The sequence below is a fragment of the Lactobacillus colini genome, assembly GCF_017874575.1.
In the GTDB taxonomy this organism is placed as follows: domain Bacteria; phylum Bacillota; class Bacilli; order Lactobacillales; family Lactobacillaceae; genus Lactobacillus; species Lactobacillus colini.
This window is the reverse complement of sequence record NZ_JAGGLU010000003.1, coordinates 109,854-129,257: the sequence shown is the minus strand read 5'-3', so window position 1 is coordinate 129,257 and position 19,404 is coordinate 109,854. Positions and strand designations below refer to the sequence as shown.

The following is a 19,404-nucleotide window of genomic DNA, read 5'->3' as shown; positions in this document are numbered from 1 at the left end:
TTATTCACTCCACTTCTTAAAAGCTAATACCGCATTATGGCCACCAAAGCCAAATGAATTTGAAATTGCATATTCAACTTCCTGACTACGGTTATTCTGGTTTACTAATTCGACATCACATTCAGGGTCCTGATTGAAGCAGCCAACGTTAACTGGAAGTTGTCCTCTTCTTAAACTCTCAACTGTCAATATAGCTTCAATGGCGCCAGCTGCCCCTAGTAAATGTCCAGTCATACCTTTAGTTGAGGATACTAAAACATTACTATCACCAAAGACAGCATTAATCGCCTTGCTTTCACCACTATCATTGGCATGTGTAGCAGTACCATGAGCATTAACATAACCCACTTCAGCTGGCGTAATTCCGGCTTCCTTGATTGCTAAGGCCATCGCCCTTTTGGCACCTAAACCAGTGGGATCTGGAGAAGTAATATGGTAGGCATCTGTTGTTGCCCCATAACCGACAACTTCTCCCAAAATCTCAGCCCCACGTTCTTTAGCATGGTCTAAGCTCTCCAAAATCAACGCACCAGCACCCTCGCCTAAGACGAAGCCATTGCGGTCTTTATCAAAAGGTAGTGAGGCATGCATTGGATCAGTACTTTTTGATAAAGCAGTTAATGCCGCAAAGCCGGAAATTGCGGTCTTGTTAATTGTAGCTTCTGAAGCTCCACTAATCATTACTTTGGCTCTGCCTTCCTTAATTTGGCGATATGCTTCACCAATTGAATTAGTACCAGATGCACAAGCAGTAACAATTGAAGTCGAAATATTTTGTGCATTAAATCTAATTGCAATATTACCAGCCGCCATATTAGCAATTGCCATGGGAATAAATAATGGTGATACCCTTCTAGGTCCCTTGTCATGCATCTTAATTACTTGGTCTTGAATCGTTGTTAATCCACCAATTCCTGAGCCATAAATAACACCTATATCTTCAGGATTAGTGTTCTCACTAGATATGCCAGCCATCGTCATAGCTTCTGCGGCAGTCTGGATTGCGTATTGACTATAGAGATCTAAACGACGGGCTTCTTTTTTGCCAACATAGGTCTTGGGATAAAAGTCATCCACTTCTCCTGCAACTGTAATTCCAGTATCAGTTGCATCAAACTTGTTAATTGGTTTAATCCCCACTTTACCGGCTAAACTATTTTCAATAAAGGTTTTCACACCATTACCATTAGGTGCAATTGCTCCCATTCCTGTAATAACAACTCTGTTCATAACTTCTCCTTAGATTGTCATTCCGCCATCAACAACAATTGTTTGCCCAGTTACATAGTCATTTTGAGTCAAAAAAATAGCCGCTTGTGCCACTTCTTCTGCATTACCAAAACGTGCCAATGGAATTCTGGTTAAGATGTCATCTTTGACGCGGTCACTAAGTGCTTCAGTCATATCGGTAGCAATCATTCCTGGCGCAATTGCATTCACGCGGATATTACGCAATGCCCCTTCTCTAGCGAGTGACTTAGTTAAACCAATCAATCCTGCCTTAGCAGCAGCATAATTAGCTTGTCCAGCATTACCGTGAATCCCAACTACACTAGACATATTGATAATTACGCCACTACGCTGACGATTCATCCTCTTCATGACGTGTTTAGACAGGAAGAATGGCACTTTTAAGTCTAAATCTATTACCTGGTCAAAATCTGCTTCTCGCATCCCAATAAACATTTTGTCACGATTAATACCAGCATTATTGATTAAGATGTCAATCTTGCCAAAGATGTCCCAGGCATCCTTAGCATAATCTTTTAAATCTACCGTTGATAAATCTGTTGCTAAATACTTATAATCTGCTCCTAAAAAAGATAACTCCTGCTTAAAGTCTTCATCAATATCTTCATGACGTCCATTTAAGATTAACTTGGCGCCTTGTTTAGCAAAAGATAGAGCCATCTCCTTGCCTAATCCTTTAGTAGAGCCAGTTATTAATACTATCTTATTTGTTAAGTTCATCCATCTGCTCCAAAAATTCCTGATATTCTTCAAAAGTTCCAATCTTGTAACGTGTTAACCTTCGATCAACTTGTTTAGCAAAACTTGATAGTGCCTTACCAGGTCCAATTTCTAAACTAGCATTGGCTTCGTAATTTTTAACCAAGTAACTTAAGCAATCACCAAAATGGGTAGGCTCAGCCAACTGGTGGGCCATCACTTGTCCCCAATCACCTGCAAAAGGCTTTTGGGTGGTATTGGATATTACAGGTATGGTATTTTCTTTAAATTGGACGTTCTTTAAGCGATCATGCATCTTTTGACTAGCAGTATTAAACAACGGTGTATGGAAGGCACCATTAACCTTTAAAGAGACAACTTTCAAGGCCGCTTTATCCTTTTTGATTTGCTCGTTAGCGTTCTCTACTGCTACTTGCTCTCCTGAAATTACAATCTGCTTAGGAGAATTGTAGTTGGCAATGTATACACGCTGACCTTGTGCTTGTAAAGTAGTCAGAATTTGATTTATTTTTTCTAAATCTGGCTTAACTAAAGCAGTCATCGCACTGGCAATCTTATCAGCATCATCTTGCATATACTTAGCCCGATCTTTTACCAAACTGATCGTATCTTTTAAAGATAAGGCACCACTAGCAAACATTGCCCCATATTCACCCAAGGATAAGCCTACCATCCCCGCTATGTTAAGGTGAGGGAGGTCTCGCTTCAACATGCGATAGATTCCTGCTTCAAAGGCTACTAGAGCTGGTTGAACATTAATGGTCTTATCTAATTCTCCAGCTCGACTGTTGAAGATAGTTACCATATCTGAGCCTATAGCATCACTTGCTATTTCAATTGTTTCTTTAAAAATAGGATCAGACATAAAGTCGATCCCCATCTTAGGCTTTTGTGCGCCTTGTCCACTAAATAAAATTGCGAAATTCATTAGTTTTGCTTGTCCATTTGTTCCTTAACAAAGTCTACTAATTGACCGATAGTTTGAATTCCTTCATCAGCATCTAATTCAATGTCGTACTTATCTTCAAGTTCGTTTAAGATTTCAAATAAGTCTAAGCTATCAGCATCAAGATCTTCCTTGATATTAGTGTCTAAACTAATCTTTTCAGGTTCTACATCTAGTTCTTCTTGAGCAATTACTTGTACGTCTTTTAAGATTTCTTCTTTAGTCATTTTTATACCTCTCAAAAATTAAAATTTATAAATTAAACTTGCTGTTGTTAAGCCTCCGCCAAAGCCACTCAAAATAATGGTTTCGCCTGGCTTAATAACTTTATTTTCTAGACATTCTGCTAATAAAATTGCTTCACTAGCCGCAGCCGTATTACCGTATTCAGAAATATTAACTGGAAACTTCTCAATCGGCTGCTTTAATTTACGTGCCACTTGAGTAATGATGCGACTATTGGCTTGGTGAAGTAAGTAGTGATCAATTTCATCAAGGCTAATATTAGCCTTCTTAGCAGCTGAAAGAATTGACTTAGGTACATTATGTGTCGCAAAGCGATACACTTCTCGTCCATTCATCTTAAAGGCCGAGATATGGTGTAAATTATCTTGCCAGCTATCAGCCACTGCTATGCTACCGGCTACTAAGTTATCAGCTAAATCACCAAAAGTATTCAAATCCTTGGCTAATAAGTGCCGAGTAGAACTTAGTCTTAATAAAACTCCACCGGCTCCATCGCCGAATAAGACACTAGTAGTGCGATCTTGCCAATCCAACAACTTAGATAAGACTTCTGCTCCTATCACCATCGCATTCTTAAAGTTATTGGCAATCATTATATCTTGCGCAATTGATATTGCATAAGAAAATCCAGAACAAGCCGCCGAAATGTCAAAGGCAATTGCCTTCTTAGCACCAAGTGCTCCCTGCACCATTGCACCAACAGCAGGTGTCATATTATCAGGCGACATAGTCGCAACGATAATCAAGTCTAGATCATCAGCTTGCCAAGAAACTTGTTTGAGTAATACTTTAGCTACATTAATGGCTAAATCAGATGTATTCTCACCAGCACTGATATGGCGAACTTTGATTCCAGTTCTTTGTTTGATCCATTCATCAGAAGTGTCCATAATTTGGCTTAAGTCATCATTAGTAACTACTTGCTCAGGAATATTCCTAGCACTAGCAACAATTTCAATATCTTTCAACTTGTTTATCCTTATCTAGTGTGAATTTACGAATTTTTCTAGATTAGTAAAAGCATGATAGATCGTTTCTAATTCTTCTTTATCAAGATTCTGTAAGAAGCTTTTGACCATCATGTTGTGGTATGCACGATATGCACGACACAGCAGTCTGCCTTTTTTGGTTAACTTTATATGAACTACCCTGCGATCATGTTCATCGCGAACTCTCTTGGCATATCCTTTATTAGCTAAGCGATCAACCGTTGAAGTAATAGTAGCTCTTGATAAGTGCAACTTTTCAGCAACTTGTGACACAGTTAGATGGTCATGCATAGTAATTGCATCAATAGCATGCATTTCATTAACTGTTAAGTCACTAAAGCGGCTCTTTTTTAATTCAGATTCTTCAATTCGATTAATCCCGTAATAAGTATTGTAGAGTGCATCACTAATTTCACGATATAAGTCATTCATTGTACTAGATCCCTTTTAAATATAATTAAACTTGTTCTATTTAAATTATAACTAAAAAAGGATCCTCCCGCTTATATGAAGCTAATTACCGCACTACAAGCTACCTCATCACCAACATATGCCTTAGCACTGCAGCTTAACTCTCCAGTAGCAATTAACTTAATAGTCAATTGATCTCCAGGCTGAACCATCTTCTTAAAGCGAACTCGCTTCAGTTGACTAGGCTGAAGATCTGGCTTGTCAAATAAGACACATGCTGCTTGACACATCGCTTCTACAATCAATACTCCAGGCATAACTGGTAAGTTAGGAAAATGTCCCTTAAAAAAGGTCTCATTGGCACTAATAGCAGTCGTAGCAACTACTTCATTACCATCCTTACTTGCTCGATCAAGTAGAGCTAGAGGAGATGATTTACCAGTTAATTGTTGGATCTGACTTGCGTCAAAAGTCACACCATTCACCTCTTTTAATTCGTATTGCAAATAATTTGATGTTCAAACTATTTGATATTCAAAGTATATAGTTATTAAAATGAATGTCAATATCTCATATGACCGTATAGTTTTAACATTAGCTAAATATTACCACTATAGTTAAAATAATCTATATAAAATATTTTTTGTATAGATAATATAAGTGTAATACTGTATTCGCTTTCTTTGCTAGCGTTTTTTGATAATTTCTTGAATTTATTTAACCATGCAAAAAAAAGCAATAGCCTTTTATTAATATACTATTGCTTTCATAATTTTAATATTTACTTAAAAACAATTAAACTTGATACCTAGTCAACGAAGCTTGCTCTTTATAAACAAATTTAATAACTAAATTAAATGTTGTTCTGCCAATAATTCTTCTATCCATGTACCTTTGATCTTCTTAAGACCAGTCTTAACTGCTAGCTTCTCCGGTAGATTCATATCTTGATCAGCTAACTTCTTCTTATCTGACATATAATACATTGCTCTAAGTAATTGGCGGATGTCGTAAATTGAATCAAATACTTCTGGCACACCACGATCAATGTCAAGCAAGGTGTAGACAGCTTCCATTGCTGTTCTAACTGAATATTCAGTAGTAAAGACTGTATCTCTTGTAGGGCTTTCAGCAAAGTTCCCGATAAAGGCTAAGTTCTTAGATCCTTCAGGAACTACTGCTGGACGGTCACCATCACGACGAGGCATGAAATAGCTGGTGATATATGGCATATATACTGGAACAGTATTCATATACTTATCCGAAGATAATCTATTAATTTCAGTTTCGGGCACACCAATATGGCAAAGTAACTCTTCAGCAATTTCTTGACCAGTGCAGTCAGTAACTTTCTTATGGATATAATTACCTTCAGTATCAGAATACAAAGCATAAATCCAAATAACAGTTTCATCAGGCTTCTGAGCCTTGAAGTGAGGCTGTCTATGAATGGTGAAGCTTAACATCCAGTTAGAATCGGTTACAGTAACTATTCCACCAGTATTAACCTTGCCATCATACAAGCTACGTTTAGTAATTCTTTCAAAATATGGTGCCAGTGTCTTATCCTTCAAGGTGGTAGTAGCACTGATAAACCAAGACCTCTCTGGTAGATTTTCACTAAAGACTTCTGGATGACCAAATGCTGGATCTTGTTTAGCTAAGTTCTCCCATAAGGTCCAAGATCCACCTTTACTATGACTAATTGGGGCTGGCTTAGTCTGACTACCATAAGTTGAACTCTCTGTAATCGAACCGTTAGTTACAAATACCAGATCATCGGGACTTAAGTTAAGCTCTTCAGCCTTCCCCTTGCGATTAAGCAGAATCTTTTGGGCGACCTTTTGGTCATTACTAGTATCAACTACTATATTCTTAACGTGAACATCATAGTCAATCTTGACGCCGTGATCCTTCAAGTACTTGATTAATGGCTTAACCATTGACTCATATTGATTGTACTTATTGAATTTTAAGGCAGTGAAGTCAGGTAAGCCATCAATATGATGGATGAATCTCATACAATAGCGACGCATCTCAGCTAGTGAGTGCCACTTCTCAAACGCAAACATTGTTGCCCAATAGGTCCAAAAGTTAGTCTTAAAGAATTCCGGTGAGAAATACTCCTCAATCGTCTTGCCCTGTATCTCGCTTTCAGGAGTTAAAATCAATTTAACAATCTCACTAGTTGCCTTGCCTAATTGATATTTACCATCACTAGGCAAACGATCACCACGATGATGGATTAAGCGACAATTTGAAGAATTTGGATCTTTCTTATCTAGCCAGTAATACTCATCTAGATAAGAAGCACCTGGAATCTCAAGGCTAGGAATTGAACGGTACAAGTCCCACAGACATTCGAAGTGATCCTCCATCTCACGACCACCACGAACTACAAAGCCATCTCCAGGGCGATTAGTACCATCCAGCGATCCACCAGCAACCGATAATTCTTCTAAGATATGTATCCTCTCGCCTGCCATCTTCGCATCCCTGACTAAGAATGCCGCAGCCGCAAGCCCTGCTAAACCAGAACCAATAATATAAGCAGATTTTTTGTCCACACCAGCAGGCTTTTGTGCATCAGCAAAAGCTTCATAATTACCATTTGAATAATACATGTAAATCCTCTTTTCTATATTTACATAGAATTAATACATGTACATTGTATATAAAACGTTTTCAATAGTCAATGGAGGTTTAGATATTTTTCCATAAATTAAGCATATCTTCTGGATCAGAGATTGAAATTCTTTTATTTTGATTAGTAAAAGGATCTTGATACTCTAGCAAGTAACAATTCAGCGCCTGGCGGTTAAATTGATCGACTAATCCATAAAGAGGATCGCCATAGAGAGGATGTCCAATTGATTGCATATGTACACGAATTTGGTGTGTACGACCCGTAAGCAGCCTTAACTCAACTAAAGCAGAACCTGACTTTTGAGCAACTACTTGGTAATCAGTAATTGATTGCTGACCACTAGCAATAATATAGCGCTTTACGCTGTCATCTTTCTTACCGATTGGCTTATTAATCCGTCCACTTAACTCATCGTCAGTGAAATTGCCATGAACAATTGCATGGTATTTCTTGATTAAATTATCCTTACCTAAGCGACTGAAACGAGCTTGAGCAACAGGGTTCTTGCCAATTAAGACCAAGCCAGATGTATCGCGATCAAGCCGAGTAACAACATGTGGCTTGGATCCATTTAACCCCTGCTTGATAAAGTAATGCAGTGTTCGATTAACTAAAGCATCGTCATCTTCATAACGCGATGGAATTGACAAAATCCCAGCCGGCTTATTAACAATTAAGTAATCACGCTCTTCTAAGACAATATCAATTGGCTTATCTGAAGGTTTAAGGTATTGGTTTTCCTTTTCTTTACCTAACATAAAGACAACTTCATCCCCTTCATGAAGCAGATAGTTAGTATAGCGACGCTTGTGGTTAACAAAGATCATCCCACCGTGTTGGTTACTATTGGTAATAGTCCTCTTAGAAAAGCCACTCTTTAACAAAAAACGCCCCAAGTTCTGGGGGGTCTTATGGGTAAATATTAATTTAAAATAATGCATTATACTTCTTCATCATGACCAATAAAGGCATCTTCTACTCTATTCCAAAAATGGGTATGTTGATACTTATCAAAACGAATCACATGCTGTGAGATTCGATATTCAATCTTTTGAATATGCTTATGGTTAAACTCATAGCCATCATAAGTTACTACATAATGATCATCAGCCTCTGGCTTCAAGGTAATCCATTCATCAGGTGCAATGACAATTGGCGATGACAAAGTCCTAAATACTCGGTTATTGATCGAGGCAATTTCAGTCATCTGCAAGGCCTTCAAGCGAGGATGAATTACAGCCCCACCTAGTGACTTACTGTAAGCTGTTGAACCGGTTGGCGTAGATACACATAGGCCATCTCCTTTAAAGCTTTCAAAGAATTGATCTCTAATATAGACATCTGCAGTAAGCGTCTTAGACACTCGCTTAATTGTTGCTTCATTCAAGGCTAAAAGCTTCTTCTTTTCACCTTTACCAGTAGTAATAATTAATTCTAGTAGTGGATAAGATGCTGTTGAAGGCTGCTTCTTAGTCAAGTTATCGACTAACTTGCTAATTTCAAAGTTACGCCAGTCAGTATAAAATCCTAAGTGACCTGTATGGATTCCTAAGAACCTCACCTGGTCAATAATATTAACATACTTATGAAATCCTGATAGTAACGTCCCATCGCCACCAACAGTGATGACCACATCAGGATTTTCAGGATCAATTTCTAGGTTCTTAGCTGCTAGTAGTTTTTCTAAGTTTTTAACTACGGCTTGTGTCTCTACTCGATCATTAGCAACAATTGCTACTTTCATTGTTCTTTTCCCTTTGTCTTAGTAAAAATCTTCTGTGCTTCTTGAACTTCATCCTTAATTGACGACATTTCTTCATCCAGCTTATAAGCGGCTTCAGCTGTAGACTTTAATCTCTTCGAAATATCTTCTGGATACTTGCCCTGATATTTATAATTTAAGGTATGCTCAACTGTAGCCCAGAAATTCATTGCTAGTGTTCTAATCTGAATTTCAGCAATTATTTTCTTAGATCCTTCTGGCAGGAAGATAGAATATTCAATTACCATATGATAAGAACGATAGCCCGAAGGCTTAGCATTCTGAATATAGTCTCGCTCTTCAACTACTTGCATATCTTGTCTTTGATGGATTAAGTCAACAACTTTATAAATGTCATCAACAAATTGACACATAATTCGAATACCGGCAATGTCCTGCATATCGGTTTCTATGACATCTGGTGCAATGACACGTCTTTGCATTTTTTCTGTAATTGAATCAATAGTCTTAACACGTCCAACGACAAATTCAATTGGTGAATGTTCCCCCTTATTCAAAAAACTCTGTCTTAAAGAGCGAAACTTCACCTTTAATTCTGACACAGCTTGATGATAAGGCCACAAAAATAAATCCCAATCTTGCATCAATTTTTCCTTTCCGTTCCAAACAAAATTATTCTAACATAGAATGTAGACAGACTATTATAAGGAGGACAAAATTATGTCAAAAAATATTGAAATCGAGTCTAAAACTCTTTTAAATCAAGCAACCTACGAAAAGATGAGCCAAGCTTTCACAGCTATCTCTGATTATAACCAACAGAACTTTTACTTTGATACTCCTGATCTTGATCTAGCAAACAATGAATCAAGCGTTCGAATCCGTATTTATGTTGATAAGGCTGAACAAACTCTTAAAACTAAAGATAAAAATCCTAAACAAGATACTTACCATGAAGTAGTTGAAATTAACGATCTACTCTCGCTAGATCAAGCTGAACAAATGGTTGAAGCTGCTCAAGCAGGAGAACATTTCAGTTTCGGTGGCGATGTCGGCAACTACCTCAACCAACACTTCGATCCAAACATTGCCGCTAATTTAGAATTAAAGACCTGGAGTAAGACTCATCGAATGCTTATCCGCGGTCCCAAGGAATGCGAGTTAACCTTAGATGCCACCCTATATGAAGATGGCTGGGCAGATTATGAATTAGAAATTGAAAACGATAACTCCACCCTAATTAAGGAAGTTTTGGCAGAATTAGAGCAGCAATTTGGATTTAAATCTACTAAAGATAATACTAACCAAAATAAAATTCAACGCGCCTTTGCTCATAGAAAATAATAATCTACAAAACATATTTTTTCCTATTTTTCAATAATTCTGATACAGTATTGTTGAAGTGATACAGGAGGGCGAAGAATATGTACGAGGTGTTTTTTTTTGTAAATCCAATCGGAATTAATTGTTATAAAAGTGAACGAGAAATTATCTCGGCTATTAATGAATCAAAGAAAAAGGTAGTTTATCATTTTGTTCCAATGGCAAACTTAACTACTATTCGCAGTGATATCCAAGCACGTAATCTAGAAAACTGTAATGTAGACTTGTTTAATTCCATTAGTACCCATACATTTAATGCGATGAAAGACTACCATGCCTTAAAATTAATCAAAGGCAACAAAGCAGCGCGTAAGTTCTTGTTGCAACTACAAAAGACAATTAACGATGATAAAGAAATATATTCTTTTGAACTAGTAGAGGATATTTTAAATAAACTAAATATCTCAGTTGATAAATTCTTACAAACAAGGGAAAGCGCCTATACGCAGCTTTCTATTAATAAGGACTTATCACTTGTTAAAGAATTAAAAGTTGAAACTACACCTACTACTTTTGTATTTAATTATGATTGTGATAATTGCGGTGTAATGATCGAAGGGTCTGTTACTCGAGATAAGATTGCTGCTGCTCTATCACCAGATGTGACAGCAGATGCTGAGCATTGTTTTAATCCTAGCGGATTACACTTGCTATAAATTTTACATAGATATAAATAAACACCCACTCTGCGATAGACATTATCTCTACTGCAGAGTGGGTGTTTTGATTTATACTCATTTAGTCTGTTCAATCATCTCTTGAAGCTCATCTTTAGTAAAGTCATCACCATAGCTTTGAGTTAACAGTAGTAAAATCTTTTCATCTGTTAATTCAAAGTTTTTTCGATAAGATTCAATCATCTTTGCTACGGCTTCTCTTCTAATGTCTTCTCTCATCAAAGCAATCTGATTCATAATCTCGCCCCATTCTGGTTTACTCGTGTATTCTTCAATGTCATCATTCAACTGAATGATATACTTGCTTGGCTTCTTAGATACTTGACCATTTAAATAATCTAAGAACTCTGCCATCTGCGGTGTTATATTGCTTCTATCCTTGCCCTTTGCATTAAAGAATAACAAATGTCCTACATTCTCTATAGTTAAATTATGATTTCTTTGCTCAGTAAAGTCAAATCTGTAAGCCGCCCGATCCTCATTAAAGGGATCAAACATACAAAAGAAAATCACATATGATGCCTTAACGTAGTCATAATCTTCTCTAGGCTTAGGTATATTTAACTGCCGTAGATAATACCAAGCCCTCCTAGTTAAAAAATCAACTGGCAAGTTCTGCATCTCAATATCATAGACACGTTCTTGCTTGTCCTTAGCATAGACATCTAGTCTTGATGTCTTTTCGAATAAGTTCAGGTCAATTGGCTTTTGCGGTGAGATGTCAACGATCTCTTGAATGTCTAATTCTGGTAGTGCCATTTGCAAGAGATGCAAGCAATTTTCCTTCTTACTCATCACATAACCAAAGATTGGATCAAGTGTTAGATCTTGCTTAAAGTCACCGGCTAGATAACTTCTTCTTAGCATTTGATACGTCCTTTCGTAATTTATTGGAAGGAGGTGGATTTATCCTTCATCATAAATTACGCAAAAAACGGCGAAATGTTTTTATTTATTTGATCTATGATTGAAAAATTTATTTATTGTCAATTCTTCCTTAGGCAACCTCACATGATTAAAGATTTCAGCTGGCAAGTCATCAATCGTTATACTCAATTCATACATTGAAGCAGCAACTTTCCTGCCAAAGCTAGTTTTTTGACGTAGTTGGCGAATCAGGTAGTTGCGCTGTTTTTGACTATTAATTTTAATCTTTATTGTACTATCTGGACGAAAGGCAAATAATTCCTTTATCCCATCTTCACTCAATGAAAAAGTTTTTCTTTTACAGACTATATTATCAATTAATGGCTCCAGGCGAATTTGATATTTTAAACAGATTGTTTCTTTACTTGCATCAACTTCTAAATAATACCAATCCCAGGTTTTACTGTATTTTAGAAATATTTTTTGTGATTTTTTAAGTTTCTTTTTGAGGTGGTGTCGCTTACCCACAATCCAGACATCTTTAATGCCAATTTTTTCATATAGAAAATGACGATGCTTAAATTCTCTCTCACTAAGTGGTGCACATTGAACTTCAAAGGCTAGATTAGGATATACCAAAACATCAGCCCTTAATTGCTGATCGGCTAGTGGAACCTCCATCTCTGCTTTTAATCCATTAGCCACTAAACTAGCACATAACAATTGTTTAGAATGTTGATGTTCTTCTTTTTCGCCAGTTCCCTTAATAAAACTAATATGTTTAAAAAACGGCATTTTTTCCTGAGAGATGACTAACATTACCCTCTTATTGCAATTAGGACAATAATATTTTTCATAGTTTAGTCTTTTATTACCTCCATAAATCAGATTTGCCTCGCTGACTGCAAGAACTAGTTTTTTGTTTAATAATGCTGCATACATTTTTTAACCCAGTATACAGTACGAAAAAAAGAGCAATTTTTTTCTTGCTCTTTTTAAATTTATCCAAAATAATGTCTTAAATTACCTAATGCGTCCTGCATAATTAAGCAGCGAGCTTGATTCTTGATACTACGGAACCTCTTCTCTGTCATTCCAGTTCCAAACTCGTTAGCAATTGCCCAAGCATCTGTTGGTGTTAATTCAACTATACCGTGGTCTAAGAAAGCTAAATCTAAATAATACTTATGCCTAAAAACATATAAACTAGAAGCCAGTCCGTCTACCTTTAAGCTATCAGCTAATCCAATAACCAAGTCGATATTTTTAATTTCAAAGATTCTGTGGTTATCTACCACCTCTTGTGTTGAAATATCAGTTCTTCGGTCACTATCACCTATATTACCATCACCAAAGTTATCCTGGCTTAGCCCTTCTAGTAGCTGACGTAGTTGATCTTGTTGCATATTATCATCTTCATCCTGATTATCAGGCACTTTAGAAATTAATAATTCTAACCCTGAACTACTTGGCATAACTTGAAAAGTTACTGGGTCGTTATTTGCAAAAGTGTGATCCGTATCGACTTCGCTCAAAATATCATAGAAGAAGTGTTGGATTTGGCTCTTATTACCTAATAAGTCCAACATAGTAATTCCACGTTCTTTCAATTCATCAGCATCCATAGTTACACGGATAGTATTCTTACTAATACGATGTACTTGCACTTTATTCACCTCGAAGTCTTCAATAATTACCTCTATTGTACCTTATTTATGCAAATAAACAAAAAGGTTAACTGGTATTAAATCGTTCTTAGTATTAAGTTTAACTATTATTACATAAAAAAAGCTAGAAATCGCACCAAATAGTACAATTTCTAGTCTTATGTTAATACTATAAATTAATCATGGCCTGTGCTTGTTCTAATTCTAAGCGACGAACCTTTCTTGGTAAGAATCTTCTAATTTCATCTTCGTTGTAACCTACTTGGAGGCGACGATCATCCATAATAATCGGACGACGAAGTAAACCAGGGTTCTTCTCAACAAGATCCAAGAGTTGATCAATTGATAAGTCATCTAAATCAACATTTAATCCTTGGAAAGTGCGGGATCTAGTAGAAATGATTTCTTCAGTACCATTTTCAGTCATTCTAAGAATCTGTAGAATTTCATCTTTTGTTAATGGATTTGCAAAAATATTTCTTTCCTTGAAAGGAATATCGTGCTTATTTAACCAAGCCTTTGCCTTACGGCATGAAGTACAACTAGGTGATGTATATAAGTTTATCAATGAAATCCAGCTCCTTTTATATGTAGTGATTACTACAAGTACTATATAATATATTATACCCTTACTTTATGTAAGTTCAATATATTTTTCTTTTTTTACTATCTATACTTTATCAAGCAACCATGAACAAATTGTGAATTTTTGAAATTAATTTATAAGAAATCATAAATACTATTAATAATTATACAAAAAAAGAGCACCACACATAACGCCAAATAAGTTAAACGTTTGACACTACATGTATGGGCTCTATTTAAGATTAAGCTTCAATACCGAGTTTACTTAAAGTTTCTTTGACAAGCTTTTCATTGTCTGCGAAAGTTTCAGAAACGTAGCATGCTTCATTAGCTAGTTCCTTAATATCTTCAGTATTGATCTTCTTCATCAAGCTTCTAATACGTAAGATTGATGTTGCACTCATTGAGTATTCATCAAGACCCATTGAAAGTAAAATTGGGAACATGACATTATCACCGGCAGCTTCACCACACATACCTACCCAAATGCCATTTTCATGAGCACCATCAATAGTATGCTTAATTAAGCGCAATACTGATGGGTTATATGGTTGGTAAAGATAAGAAATATTATCATTACCACGGTCAGCAGCCATAGTGTATTGAATCAAGTCATTGGTACCAATTGAGAAGAAGTCTACTTCCTTAGCAAATTGGTCAGCAAGTACTGCAGCAGCAGGAACTTCGATCATCATACCAACTTGTAAGTCGTCACCAATCTTAACACCAGCTTCTTGCAAGCTAGTCTTCTCTTCTTCTAAGACCTTCTTAGCCTTACGTAATTCGCCTAAAGTACCAATCATTGGGAACATAATTCCAAGTGGGCCATAAGCAGAAGCACGGAGAAGCGCTCTTAATTGAGTACGGAAGATTTCTTTGTTTTGAAGAGATAAACGGATAGCACGAACACCTAAAAATGGGTTCATTTCATCAGGTAATTCCCAGTAATCGAGGTGCTTATCACCACCGATATCCATGGTTCTGATGATAGTTTGCTTACCATTCATACCTTCAATAACTTCCTTGTAAGCATCAAATTGTTCATCTTCTGTTGGGAAGTCTGAAGAATTCATGTATAAGAATTCAGTTCTGTAAAGACCAATAGCTTCAGCACCATTTTCCTTTACACCAGGCATATCATTAGGAGTACCAATGTTTGCTGCAATAGTAAAGTGCTTGCCATCGGCAGTTACAGAAGGTTCATTCTTTAACTTCTTCCATTCTGCCTTTTGCTTGGCAAATGCTTCGCCCTTCTCATTGTATTCCTTAATTTGGTCTTCAGTAGGTTCAATGATTGCATCACCATCTAAACCATCAGCAATAACCATTTGACCAGCCTTAACATCTTCAGTAATGGTATTAGTACCAACAACTGCAGGAATCTCCAATGAACGAGCCATAATTGCTGAGTGAGCAGTTCTACCACCAATATCAGTAATAAAGCCCTTAACGTATTTCTTGTTAAGTTGAGCGGTATCACTAGGAGTTAAGTCGTGAGCAATCACAACTACTTCATGATCAATAGTAGCTGGGTCTGGAAGCATTACACCAAGTAAGTGCGCCATAATACGCTTAGAAACGTCGCGCACATCAGCAGCACGTTCTTGCATGTATGCGTTATCAGTCATACCTTCAAAAATAGTAATATACTTTTGTGCAGTCTCGTCTAAAGCAGCTTCGGCATTGATCTTTTGACCTTTGATTTCTTGTTCAATAGCACCAGTAAATTCTGGATCACTTAAGAATAAAAGGTGAGCATCGAAGACTTGTGCTTCATCCTCACCCAAATTTTCTTTAGCTTTATCACGAACTTGTTCAAGTTCCTTAGTTGATTCTTCAACTGCCTTCTTAAAGCGGGCAACTTCTGAATCAACATCGCTAACTGAATCTTTAGAAAACGAAAGGTCAGGTTCTACCAAAAGGTAGGCTGGTGCAACAGCAATGCCGTCACTAGCTGCAATACCCTTTAAAGTTTTCGTCATTATTCAGCTAAACCTTCCTTTGTCATAGTGTCAGCAATAGCTTCGATTGCTTCTTTTTCGTCATCACCTTCAGCAGTGATAGCAACATCAGCACCTTGACCAACACCTAAAGACATAACGCCCATGATTGATTTCAAGTTTACAGACTTGCCGTTGTATTCCAAGTTAACGTCTGAACCAAACTTTGAAGCAGCTTGAACTAATAAAGTTGCTGGACGTGCATGAATACCAGTTTCTGCAATAATATGAAATTCACGTTTTTCCATTTTTTGGATCTCCTTTAAAATCAAAATTAATTTGGAGTTCAACCCCATTCGTCTATATAGATTATCATTTTTTTGATATTAAAACAACAGTAATGTAATGGTTTTCATTGAATTTAAAATTTATTTTTCACCATTTACTCTTTTATAAATTATACTACCGCCTCGTTGTGCGATACCAGTTATGTCTTGTCTTTTACCGTATTGTCGCAATTTCTTTTGAAATTCAAAAGCATCTTTTGCTTCAACTTTATACTCTTTTATCTTTTTATTAACTAAATCGTCTAATACTTGTTCATAGTCCATTTTTTTACCCCCGCATAATTTATTTACTATTATTATCAAATTTAACTATCTTTTTTGCAAAAAATATTTTTCTTACGAAAAGTAAGTTTTTTTGATGCTTAGCACTTGACTTGCCAGAGTGCTAAAGATTACAATAATGTCAGTATTTAATTTCAAACAAAATGAAACGGAGGTCCCCAAATGTTATGTGATAACTGTCATGAACGGCCTGCTTCCATTCATTTATATACTAATATCAATGGACGTAACCGTGAAGTTTCTTTATGCCAGAAATGCTACCAAGAACTACAGAATTTACAAGGACAAAACAATATGAATAATAATGAATTTTTTGGCAACTTTGATGATTTATTCAATGCCTTTAATCAAAACAATCAAAATTTAAATAATGGGCAAAACCAAGACCAAAGAATGAACATGGGTGGTGGTCAACGTGGGGGCGGCCGCGGCAAGCGACCATCATTACTGGATCAATATGGTACTGACTTAACTGATTTAGCTAAGAAAGGCAAAATTGATCCAGTTATCGGTCGTGATAAAGAAATTGCCCGTGTAATTGAAATCTTAAACCGTAGAACTAAGAATAACCCGGTATTAATTGGTGAAGCTGGTGTAGGTAAAACCGCCGTAGCTGAAGGATTAGCCCAACAAATCGTTGATGGCTCAGTCCCAGCTAAATTACAAAATAAGCGTATTATCTCTTTAAATATGGTTTCAATGGTTCAAGGGACTGGTATTCGTGGTCAATTTGAGCAAAGAATGGAACAACTAATTAAAGAATTAGAAAAAGACGACAACATTATCCTCTTCATCGACGAAATTCACGAAATCGTTGGTGCTGGTAATGCCGAAGGCGGAATGGACGCCGGCAACATTATCAAGCCAGCTCTTGCTCGTGGTGAGTTCCAATTAATTGGTGCTACTACAATTAAAGAATACCGCAATATTGAAAAAGACTCTGCCTTAGCTAGGCGCTTCCAACCTGTACAAGTTAAAGAGCCTTCTATTGAAGAAACTATCAAGATCTTACAAGGTATTAAGCGGCGCTATGAAGACTATCATCATGTTCACTATACAGATGACGCAATTAATGCCGCTGTCAAACTTTCGTCTCGCTATATACAAGACCGCTTCCTACCTGATAAGGCCATCGACTTACTCGATGAAGCAGGATCTAGAATGAATTTAACTATTCCTTATGTAGATAGTGAGAAGATTAAGGAAAGACTAGATGCAGCTGAAAAGCTCAAACAGGATGCCTTGAAAAATGAAGACTATGAAAAGGCAGCTTATTATCGCGATCAAATAGATAAATACGATAAATTAAAGAATCAAAAAGTCGATCCTGATAAGATACCTGTGATTACCGATAAGGTAATGAATAAGATTGTCGAAGAAAAGACCAATATCCCTGTTGGTGACTTGCAAAAGCAAGAACAAACCCAGTTAAAGAACTTGGCTAGTGACTTAGAGAAGAATGTCATTGGTCAAGATGAGGCAGTTAAGACTGTTGCTCGCGCCATTCGTCGTAACCGTGTCGGCTTCAATAAATCCGGTCGTCCAATTGGTTCTTTCTTATTTGTTGGACCAACTGGTGTTGGTAAAACTGAACTTGCTAAACAACTCGCTAAACAAATCTTCGGTACTGAGGAAGCTATGATCCGCTTCGACATGAGTGAATACATGGAACAATATTCAGTATCAAAACTTATTGGTTCAGCACCTGGTTATGTTGGTTATGAAGAAGCAGGTCAACTAACTGAAAGAGTTCGTCATAATCCATACAGCTTGATTTTATTCGATGAAATTGAAAAGGCCCACCCAGACGTTCTCCACCTCTTCTTACAAATCTTAGATGACGGTCGCCTAACAGACTCACAAGGTCATACAGTATCATTTAAAGATACTATTATTATCATGACTTCTAATGCTGGACAAGGTATTAAGGAAGCTAGTGTCGGCTTTGCCGCTGAAAATAGCAAACAAGAACAATTTAAGCGTGTAATGAGTCAATACTTTAAACCAGAATTCTTAAACCGTTTAGATGGTATTGTAGAGTTTAAGCCATTAAGCAAAGACAACTTAATTAAGATAGTCGACTTAATGCTTAAAGAAACTAACAATATGGTTAAAGATGAAGGGCTACATATTACCGTAACTCCAGAAGTCAAAGAGATCTTAGTTGATAAAGGCTATGATCCTGCTATGGGCGCTAGACCACTTCGTCGTGTAATCCAAGAACAAATCGAAGATAAAGTCGCTGACTATAAGCTTGACCATCCAGAAGCTAAGGAGTTATTAGCCTCAGCTGAAGGGAATGAAGTCAAAATCAGCGAAAATGCATAATTCATAATTTAATTTTATTCTATCCTCATTAAAAAGCGTATACTAGAAGAGGATACTATGATGGCAAAGGGTGTGAAAATATGCATTTAATTGATGTAACTAATACATACAGGGATCTAGTAGAAAAGCAACTTTCTTCTACTAACAGTCAGTACGTGAAGGTTTATTCATTAGGTAATATTTCAGTAGTTTATAGTGAAACTACCGATAAGATTGAAATTGTAATGGAAAATCACAAGCGTGCAATTCGTCAAGATGAAGTTGAATTCGTGATTAAGCGTTTAGTCCACGAAGATAAGATTTATGATATTACAATTGATAAGAGTCGTAAGATCATCTCTATCACCTGTGCAAAGTAATATAAATACGCTAGAACTTATTAGGGGTTCTAGCGT

22 protein-coding genes are annotated in these 19,404 nt (G+C 36.7%); 4 read left to right on the top strand and 18 right to left on the bottom strand.

The window, feature by feature from the left end:
- The 11 genes from fabF to yjbM form a co-directional block, all read right to left on the bottom strand.
- The gene (gene fabF, locus J2Z60_RS03920) at positions 1–1,230 is read right to left on the bottom strand and encodes a beta-ketoacyl-ACP synthase II (RefSeq protein ID WP_209686371.1); all 1,230 of its coding nucleotides are present in this window, start codon (positions 1,228–1,230) and stop codon (positions 1–3) included.
- Between the two features lie 9 nt (positions 1,231–1,239).
- A complete protein-coding gene (locus tag J2Z60_RS03915) occupies positions 1,240–1,971 on the bottom strand; it encodes a 3-oxoacyl-ACP reductase family protein (RefSeq protein ID WP_209686370.1) in 732 nt (243 codons plus the stop codon).
- Positions 1,955–2,899 carry an ACP S-malonyltransferase gene (locus J2Z60_RS03910; protein WP_209686369.1) on the bottom strand — a complete coding sequence of 315 codons (945 nt, stop codon included), beginning with the start codon at positions 2,897–2,899 and terminating at the stop codon, positions 1,955–1,957. The genes J2Z60_RS03915 and J2Z60_RS03910 overlap by 17 nt, the downstream gene beginning before the upstream one ends.
- Positions 2,899–3,144, bottom strand: coding sequence for an acyl carrier protein (locus J2Z60_RS03905; protein ID WP_209686368.1), 246 nt, complete (start codon positions 3,142–3,144; stop codon positions 2,899–2,901). The genes J2Z60_RS03910 and J2Z60_RS03905 overlap by 1 nt, the downstream gene beginning before the upstream one ends.
- Before the next feature lie 18 nt (positions 3,145–3,162).
- The gene (locus J2Z60_RS03900; RefSeq protein WP_209686367.1) at positions 3,163–4,131 is read right to left on the bottom strand and encodes a beta-ketoacyl-ACP synthase III; all 969 of its coding nucleotides are present in this window, start codon (positions 4,129–4,131) and stop codon (positions 3,163–3,165) included.
- 15 nt (positions 4,132–4,146) lie between these two features.
- Positions 4,147–4,584 (bottom strand): MarR family winged helix-turn-helix transcriptional regulator, encoded by a 438-nt coding sequence (locus tag J2Z60_RS03895; protein ID WP_209686366.1) that lies wholly within the window; start codon positions 4,582–4,584, stop codon positions 4,147–4,149.
- 71 nt (positions 4,585–4,655) lie between these two features.
- Positions 4,656–5,039 (bottom strand): 3-hydroxyacyl-ACP dehydratase FabZ family protein, encoded by a 384-nt coding sequence (locus J2Z60_RS03890; RefSeq protein WP_209686365.1) that lies wholly within the window; start codon positions 5,037–5,039, stop codon positions 4,656–4,658.
- A 372-nt stretch (positions 5,040–5,411) separates the two neighbouring features.
- Positions 5,412–7,187: an oleate hydratase gene (locus J2Z60_RS03885; RefSeq protein WP_209686364.1), complete on the bottom strand. Its 1,776-nt coding sequence runs from the start codon at positions 7,185–7,187 to the stop codon at positions 5,412–5,414.
- 79 nt (positions 7,188–7,266) lie between these two features.
- Complete coding sequence (locus J2Z60_RS03880; RefSeq protein ID WP_209686363.1) at positions 7,267–8,151, bottom strand: RluA family pseudouridine synthase; 885 nt, start codon at positions 8,149–8,151, stop codon at positions 7,267–7,269.
- The gene (locus tag J2Z60_RS03875) at positions 8,151–8,954 is read right to left on the bottom strand and encodes an NAD kinase (protein ID WP_209686362.1); all 804 of its coding nucleotides are present in this window, start codon (positions 8,952–8,954) and stop codon (positions 8,151–8,153) included. The genes J2Z60_RS03880 and J2Z60_RS03875 overlap by 1 nt, the downstream gene beginning before the upstream one ends.
- A complete protein-coding gene (yjbM, locus tag J2Z60_RS03870; protein WP_209686361.1) occupies positions 8,951–9,577 on the bottom strand; it encodes a GTP diphosphokinase in 627 nt (208 codons plus the stop codon). The genes J2Z60_RS03875 and yjbM overlap by 4 nt, the downstream gene beginning before the upstream one ends.
- 76 nt (positions 9,578–9,653) lie before the next feature.
- Between yjbM and J2Z60_RS03865 the strand changes: the two genes are divergently transcribed.
- Positions 9,654–10,277 (top strand): CYTH domain-containing protein, encoded by a 624-nt coding sequence (locus J2Z60_RS03865; protein ID WP_209686360.1) that lies wholly within the window; start codon positions 9,654–9,656, stop codon positions 10,275–10,277.
- 80 nt (positions 10,278–10,357) lie between these two features.
- A complete protein-coding gene (locus J2Z60_RS03860) occupies positions 10,358–10,972 on the top strand; it encodes a DsbA family protein (RefSeq protein ID WP_209686359.1) in 615 nt (204 codons plus the stop codon).
- Between the two features lie 78 nt (positions 10,973–11,050).
- Here the strand turns inward: J2Z60_RS03860 and J2Z60_RS03855 are convergent, their stop codons facing one another.
- The 7 genes from J2Z60_RS03855 to J2Z60_RS03825 form a co-directional block, all read right to left on the bottom strand.
- On the bottom strand, positions 11,051–11,860 hold the full coding sequence (locus tag J2Z60_RS03855; protein ID WP_209686358.1) for an Rpn family recombination-promoting nuclease/putative transposase: 810 nt from the start codon (positions 11,858–11,860) through the stop codon (positions 11,051–11,053).
- A gap of 81 nt (positions 11,861–11,941) precedes the next feature.
- Positions 11,942–12,802: a competence protein CoiA gene (locus J2Z60_RS03850; protein WP_209686357.1), complete on the bottom strand. Its 861-nt coding sequence runs from the start codon at positions 12,800–12,802 to the stop codon at positions 11,942–11,944.
- 59 nt (positions 12,803–12,861) lie between these two features.
- The gene (locus J2Z60_RS03845; RefSeq protein ID WP_209686356.1) at positions 12,862–13,527 is read right to left on the bottom strand and encodes an adaptor protein MecA; all 666 of its coding nucleotides are present in this window, start codon (positions 13,525–13,527) and stop codon (positions 12,862–12,864) included.
- A 169-nt stretch (positions 13,528–13,696) separates the two neighbouring features.
- The gene (gene spx / locus J2Z60_RS03840) at positions 13,697–14,095 is read right to left on the bottom strand and encodes a transcriptional regulator Spx (RefSeq protein ID WP_209686355.1); all 399 of its coding nucleotides are present in this window, start codon (positions 14,093–14,095) and stop codon (positions 13,697–13,699) included.
- Between the two features lie 259 nt (positions 14,096–14,354).
- The gene (ptsP, locus tag J2Z60_RS03835; RefSeq protein ID WP_209686354.1) at positions 14,355–16,094 is read right to left on the bottom strand and encodes a phosphoenolpyruvate--protein phosphotransferase; all 1,740 of its coding nucleotides are present in this window, start codon (positions 16,092–16,094) and stop codon (positions 14,355–14,357) included.
- The gene (locus J2Z60_RS03830; RefSeq protein ID WP_209686353.1) at positions 16,094–16,360 is read right to left on the bottom strand and encodes a phosphocarrier protein HPr; all 267 of its coding nucleotides are present in this window, start codon (positions 16,358–16,360) and stop codon (positions 16,094–16,096) included. Before J2Z60_RS03830 ends, ptsP begins: the two co-directional genes overlap by 1 nt.
- A gap of 120 nt (positions 16,361–16,480) precedes the next feature.
- Positions 16,481–16,663: a hypothetical protein gene (locus tag J2Z60_RS03825; protein WP_209686352.1), complete on the bottom strand. Its 183-nt coding sequence runs from the start codon at positions 16,661–16,663 to the stop codon at positions 16,481–16,483.
- A 180-nt stretch (positions 16,664–16,843) separates the two neighbouring features.
- Between J2Z60_RS03825 and J2Z60_RS03820 the strand changes: the two genes are divergently transcribed.
- Together J2Z60_RS03820 and J2Z60_RS03815 are read left to right on the top strand one after the other, a co-directional pair.
- Entirely contained in the window at positions 16,844–19,009 is a 2,166-nt protein-coding gene (locus tag J2Z60_RS03820; protein WP_209686351.1) for an ATP-dependent Clp protease ATP-binding subunit, read from the top strand.
- An 80-nt stretch (positions 19,010–19,089) separates the two neighbouring features.
- Entirely contained in the window at positions 19,090–19,368 is a 279-nt protein-coding gene (locus tag J2Z60_RS03815; RefSeq protein WP_209686350.1) for a DUF1827 family protein, read from the top strand.
- Positions 19,369–19,404 lie beyond the last annotated feature (36 nt).

Bases quoted from the DNA above. Each gene is read 5' to 3' on its own strand.
- fabF (WP_209686371.1), bottom strand. From the start codon at position 1,230: ATGAACAGAGTTGTTATTACAGGAATGGGAGCAATTGCACCTAATGGT.
- J2Z60_RS03915 (WP_209686370.1), bottom strand. From the start codon at position 1,971: ATGAACTTAACAAATAAGATAGTATTAATAACTGGCTCTACTAAAGGA.
- J2Z60_RS03910 (WP_209686369.1), bottom strand. From the start codon at position 2,899: ATGAATTTCGCAATTTTATTTAGTGGACAAGGCGCACAAAAGCCTAAG.
- J2Z60_RS03905 (WP_209686368.1), bottom strand. From the start codon at position 3,144: ATGACTAAAGAAGAAATCTTAAAAGACGTACAAGTAATTGCTCAAGAA.
- J2Z60_RS03895 (WP_209686366.1), bottom strand. From the start codon at position 4,584: ATGAATGACTTATATCGTGAAATTAGTGATGCACTCTACAATACTTAT.
- J2Z60_RS03885 (WP_209686364.1), bottom strand. From the start codon at position 7,187: ATGTATTATTCAAATGGTAATTATGAAGCTTTTGCTGATGCACAAAAG.
- J2Z60_RS03880 (WP_209686363.1), bottom strand. From the start codon at position 8,151: ATGCATTATTTTAAATTAATATTTACCCATAAGACCCCCCAGAACTTG.
- J2Z60_RS03875 (WP_209686362.1), bottom strand. From the start codon at position 8,954: ATGAAAGTAGCAATTGTTGCTAATGATCGAGTAGAGACACAAGCCGTA.
- yjbM (WP_209686361.1), bottom strand. From the start codon at position 9,577: ATGCAAGATTGGGATTTATTTTTGTGGCCTTATCATCAAGCTGTGTCA.
- J2Z60_RS03865 (WP_209686360.1), top strand. From the start codon at position 9,654: ATGTCAAAAAATATTGAAATCGAGTCTAAAACTCTTTTAAATCAAGCA.
- J2Z60_RS03860 (WP_209686359.1), top strand. From the start codon at position 10,358: ATGTACGAGGTGTTTTTTTTTGTAAATCCAATCGGAATTAATTGTTAT.
- J2Z60_RS03855 (WP_209686358.1), bottom strand. From the start codon at position 11,860: ATGCTAAGAAGAAGTTATCTAGCCGGTGACTTTAAGCAAGATCTAACA.
- J2Z60_RS03850 (WP_209686357.1), bottom strand. From the start codon at position 12,802: ATGTATGCAGCATTATTAAACAAAAAACTAGTTCTTGCAGTCAGCGAG.
- ptsP (WP_209686354.1), bottom strand. From the start codon at position 16,094: ATGACGAAAACTTTAAAGGGTATTGCAGCTAGTGACGGCATTGCTGTT.
- J2Z60_RS03830 (WP_209686353.1), bottom strand. From the start codon at position 16,360: ATGGAAAAACGTGAATTTCATATTATTGCAGAAACTGGTATTCATGCA.
- J2Z60_RS03825 (WP_209686352.1), bottom strand. From the start codon at position 16,663: ATGGACTATGAACAAGTATTAGACGATTTAGTTAATAAAAAGATAAAA.
- J2Z60_RS03820 (WP_209686351.1), top strand. From the start codon at position 16,844: ATGTTATGTGATAACTGTCATGAACGGCCTGCTTCCATTCATTTATAT.
- J2Z60_RS03815 (WP_209686350.1), top strand. From the start codon at position 19,090: ATGCATTTAATTGATGTAACTAATACATACAGGGATCTAGTAGAAAAG.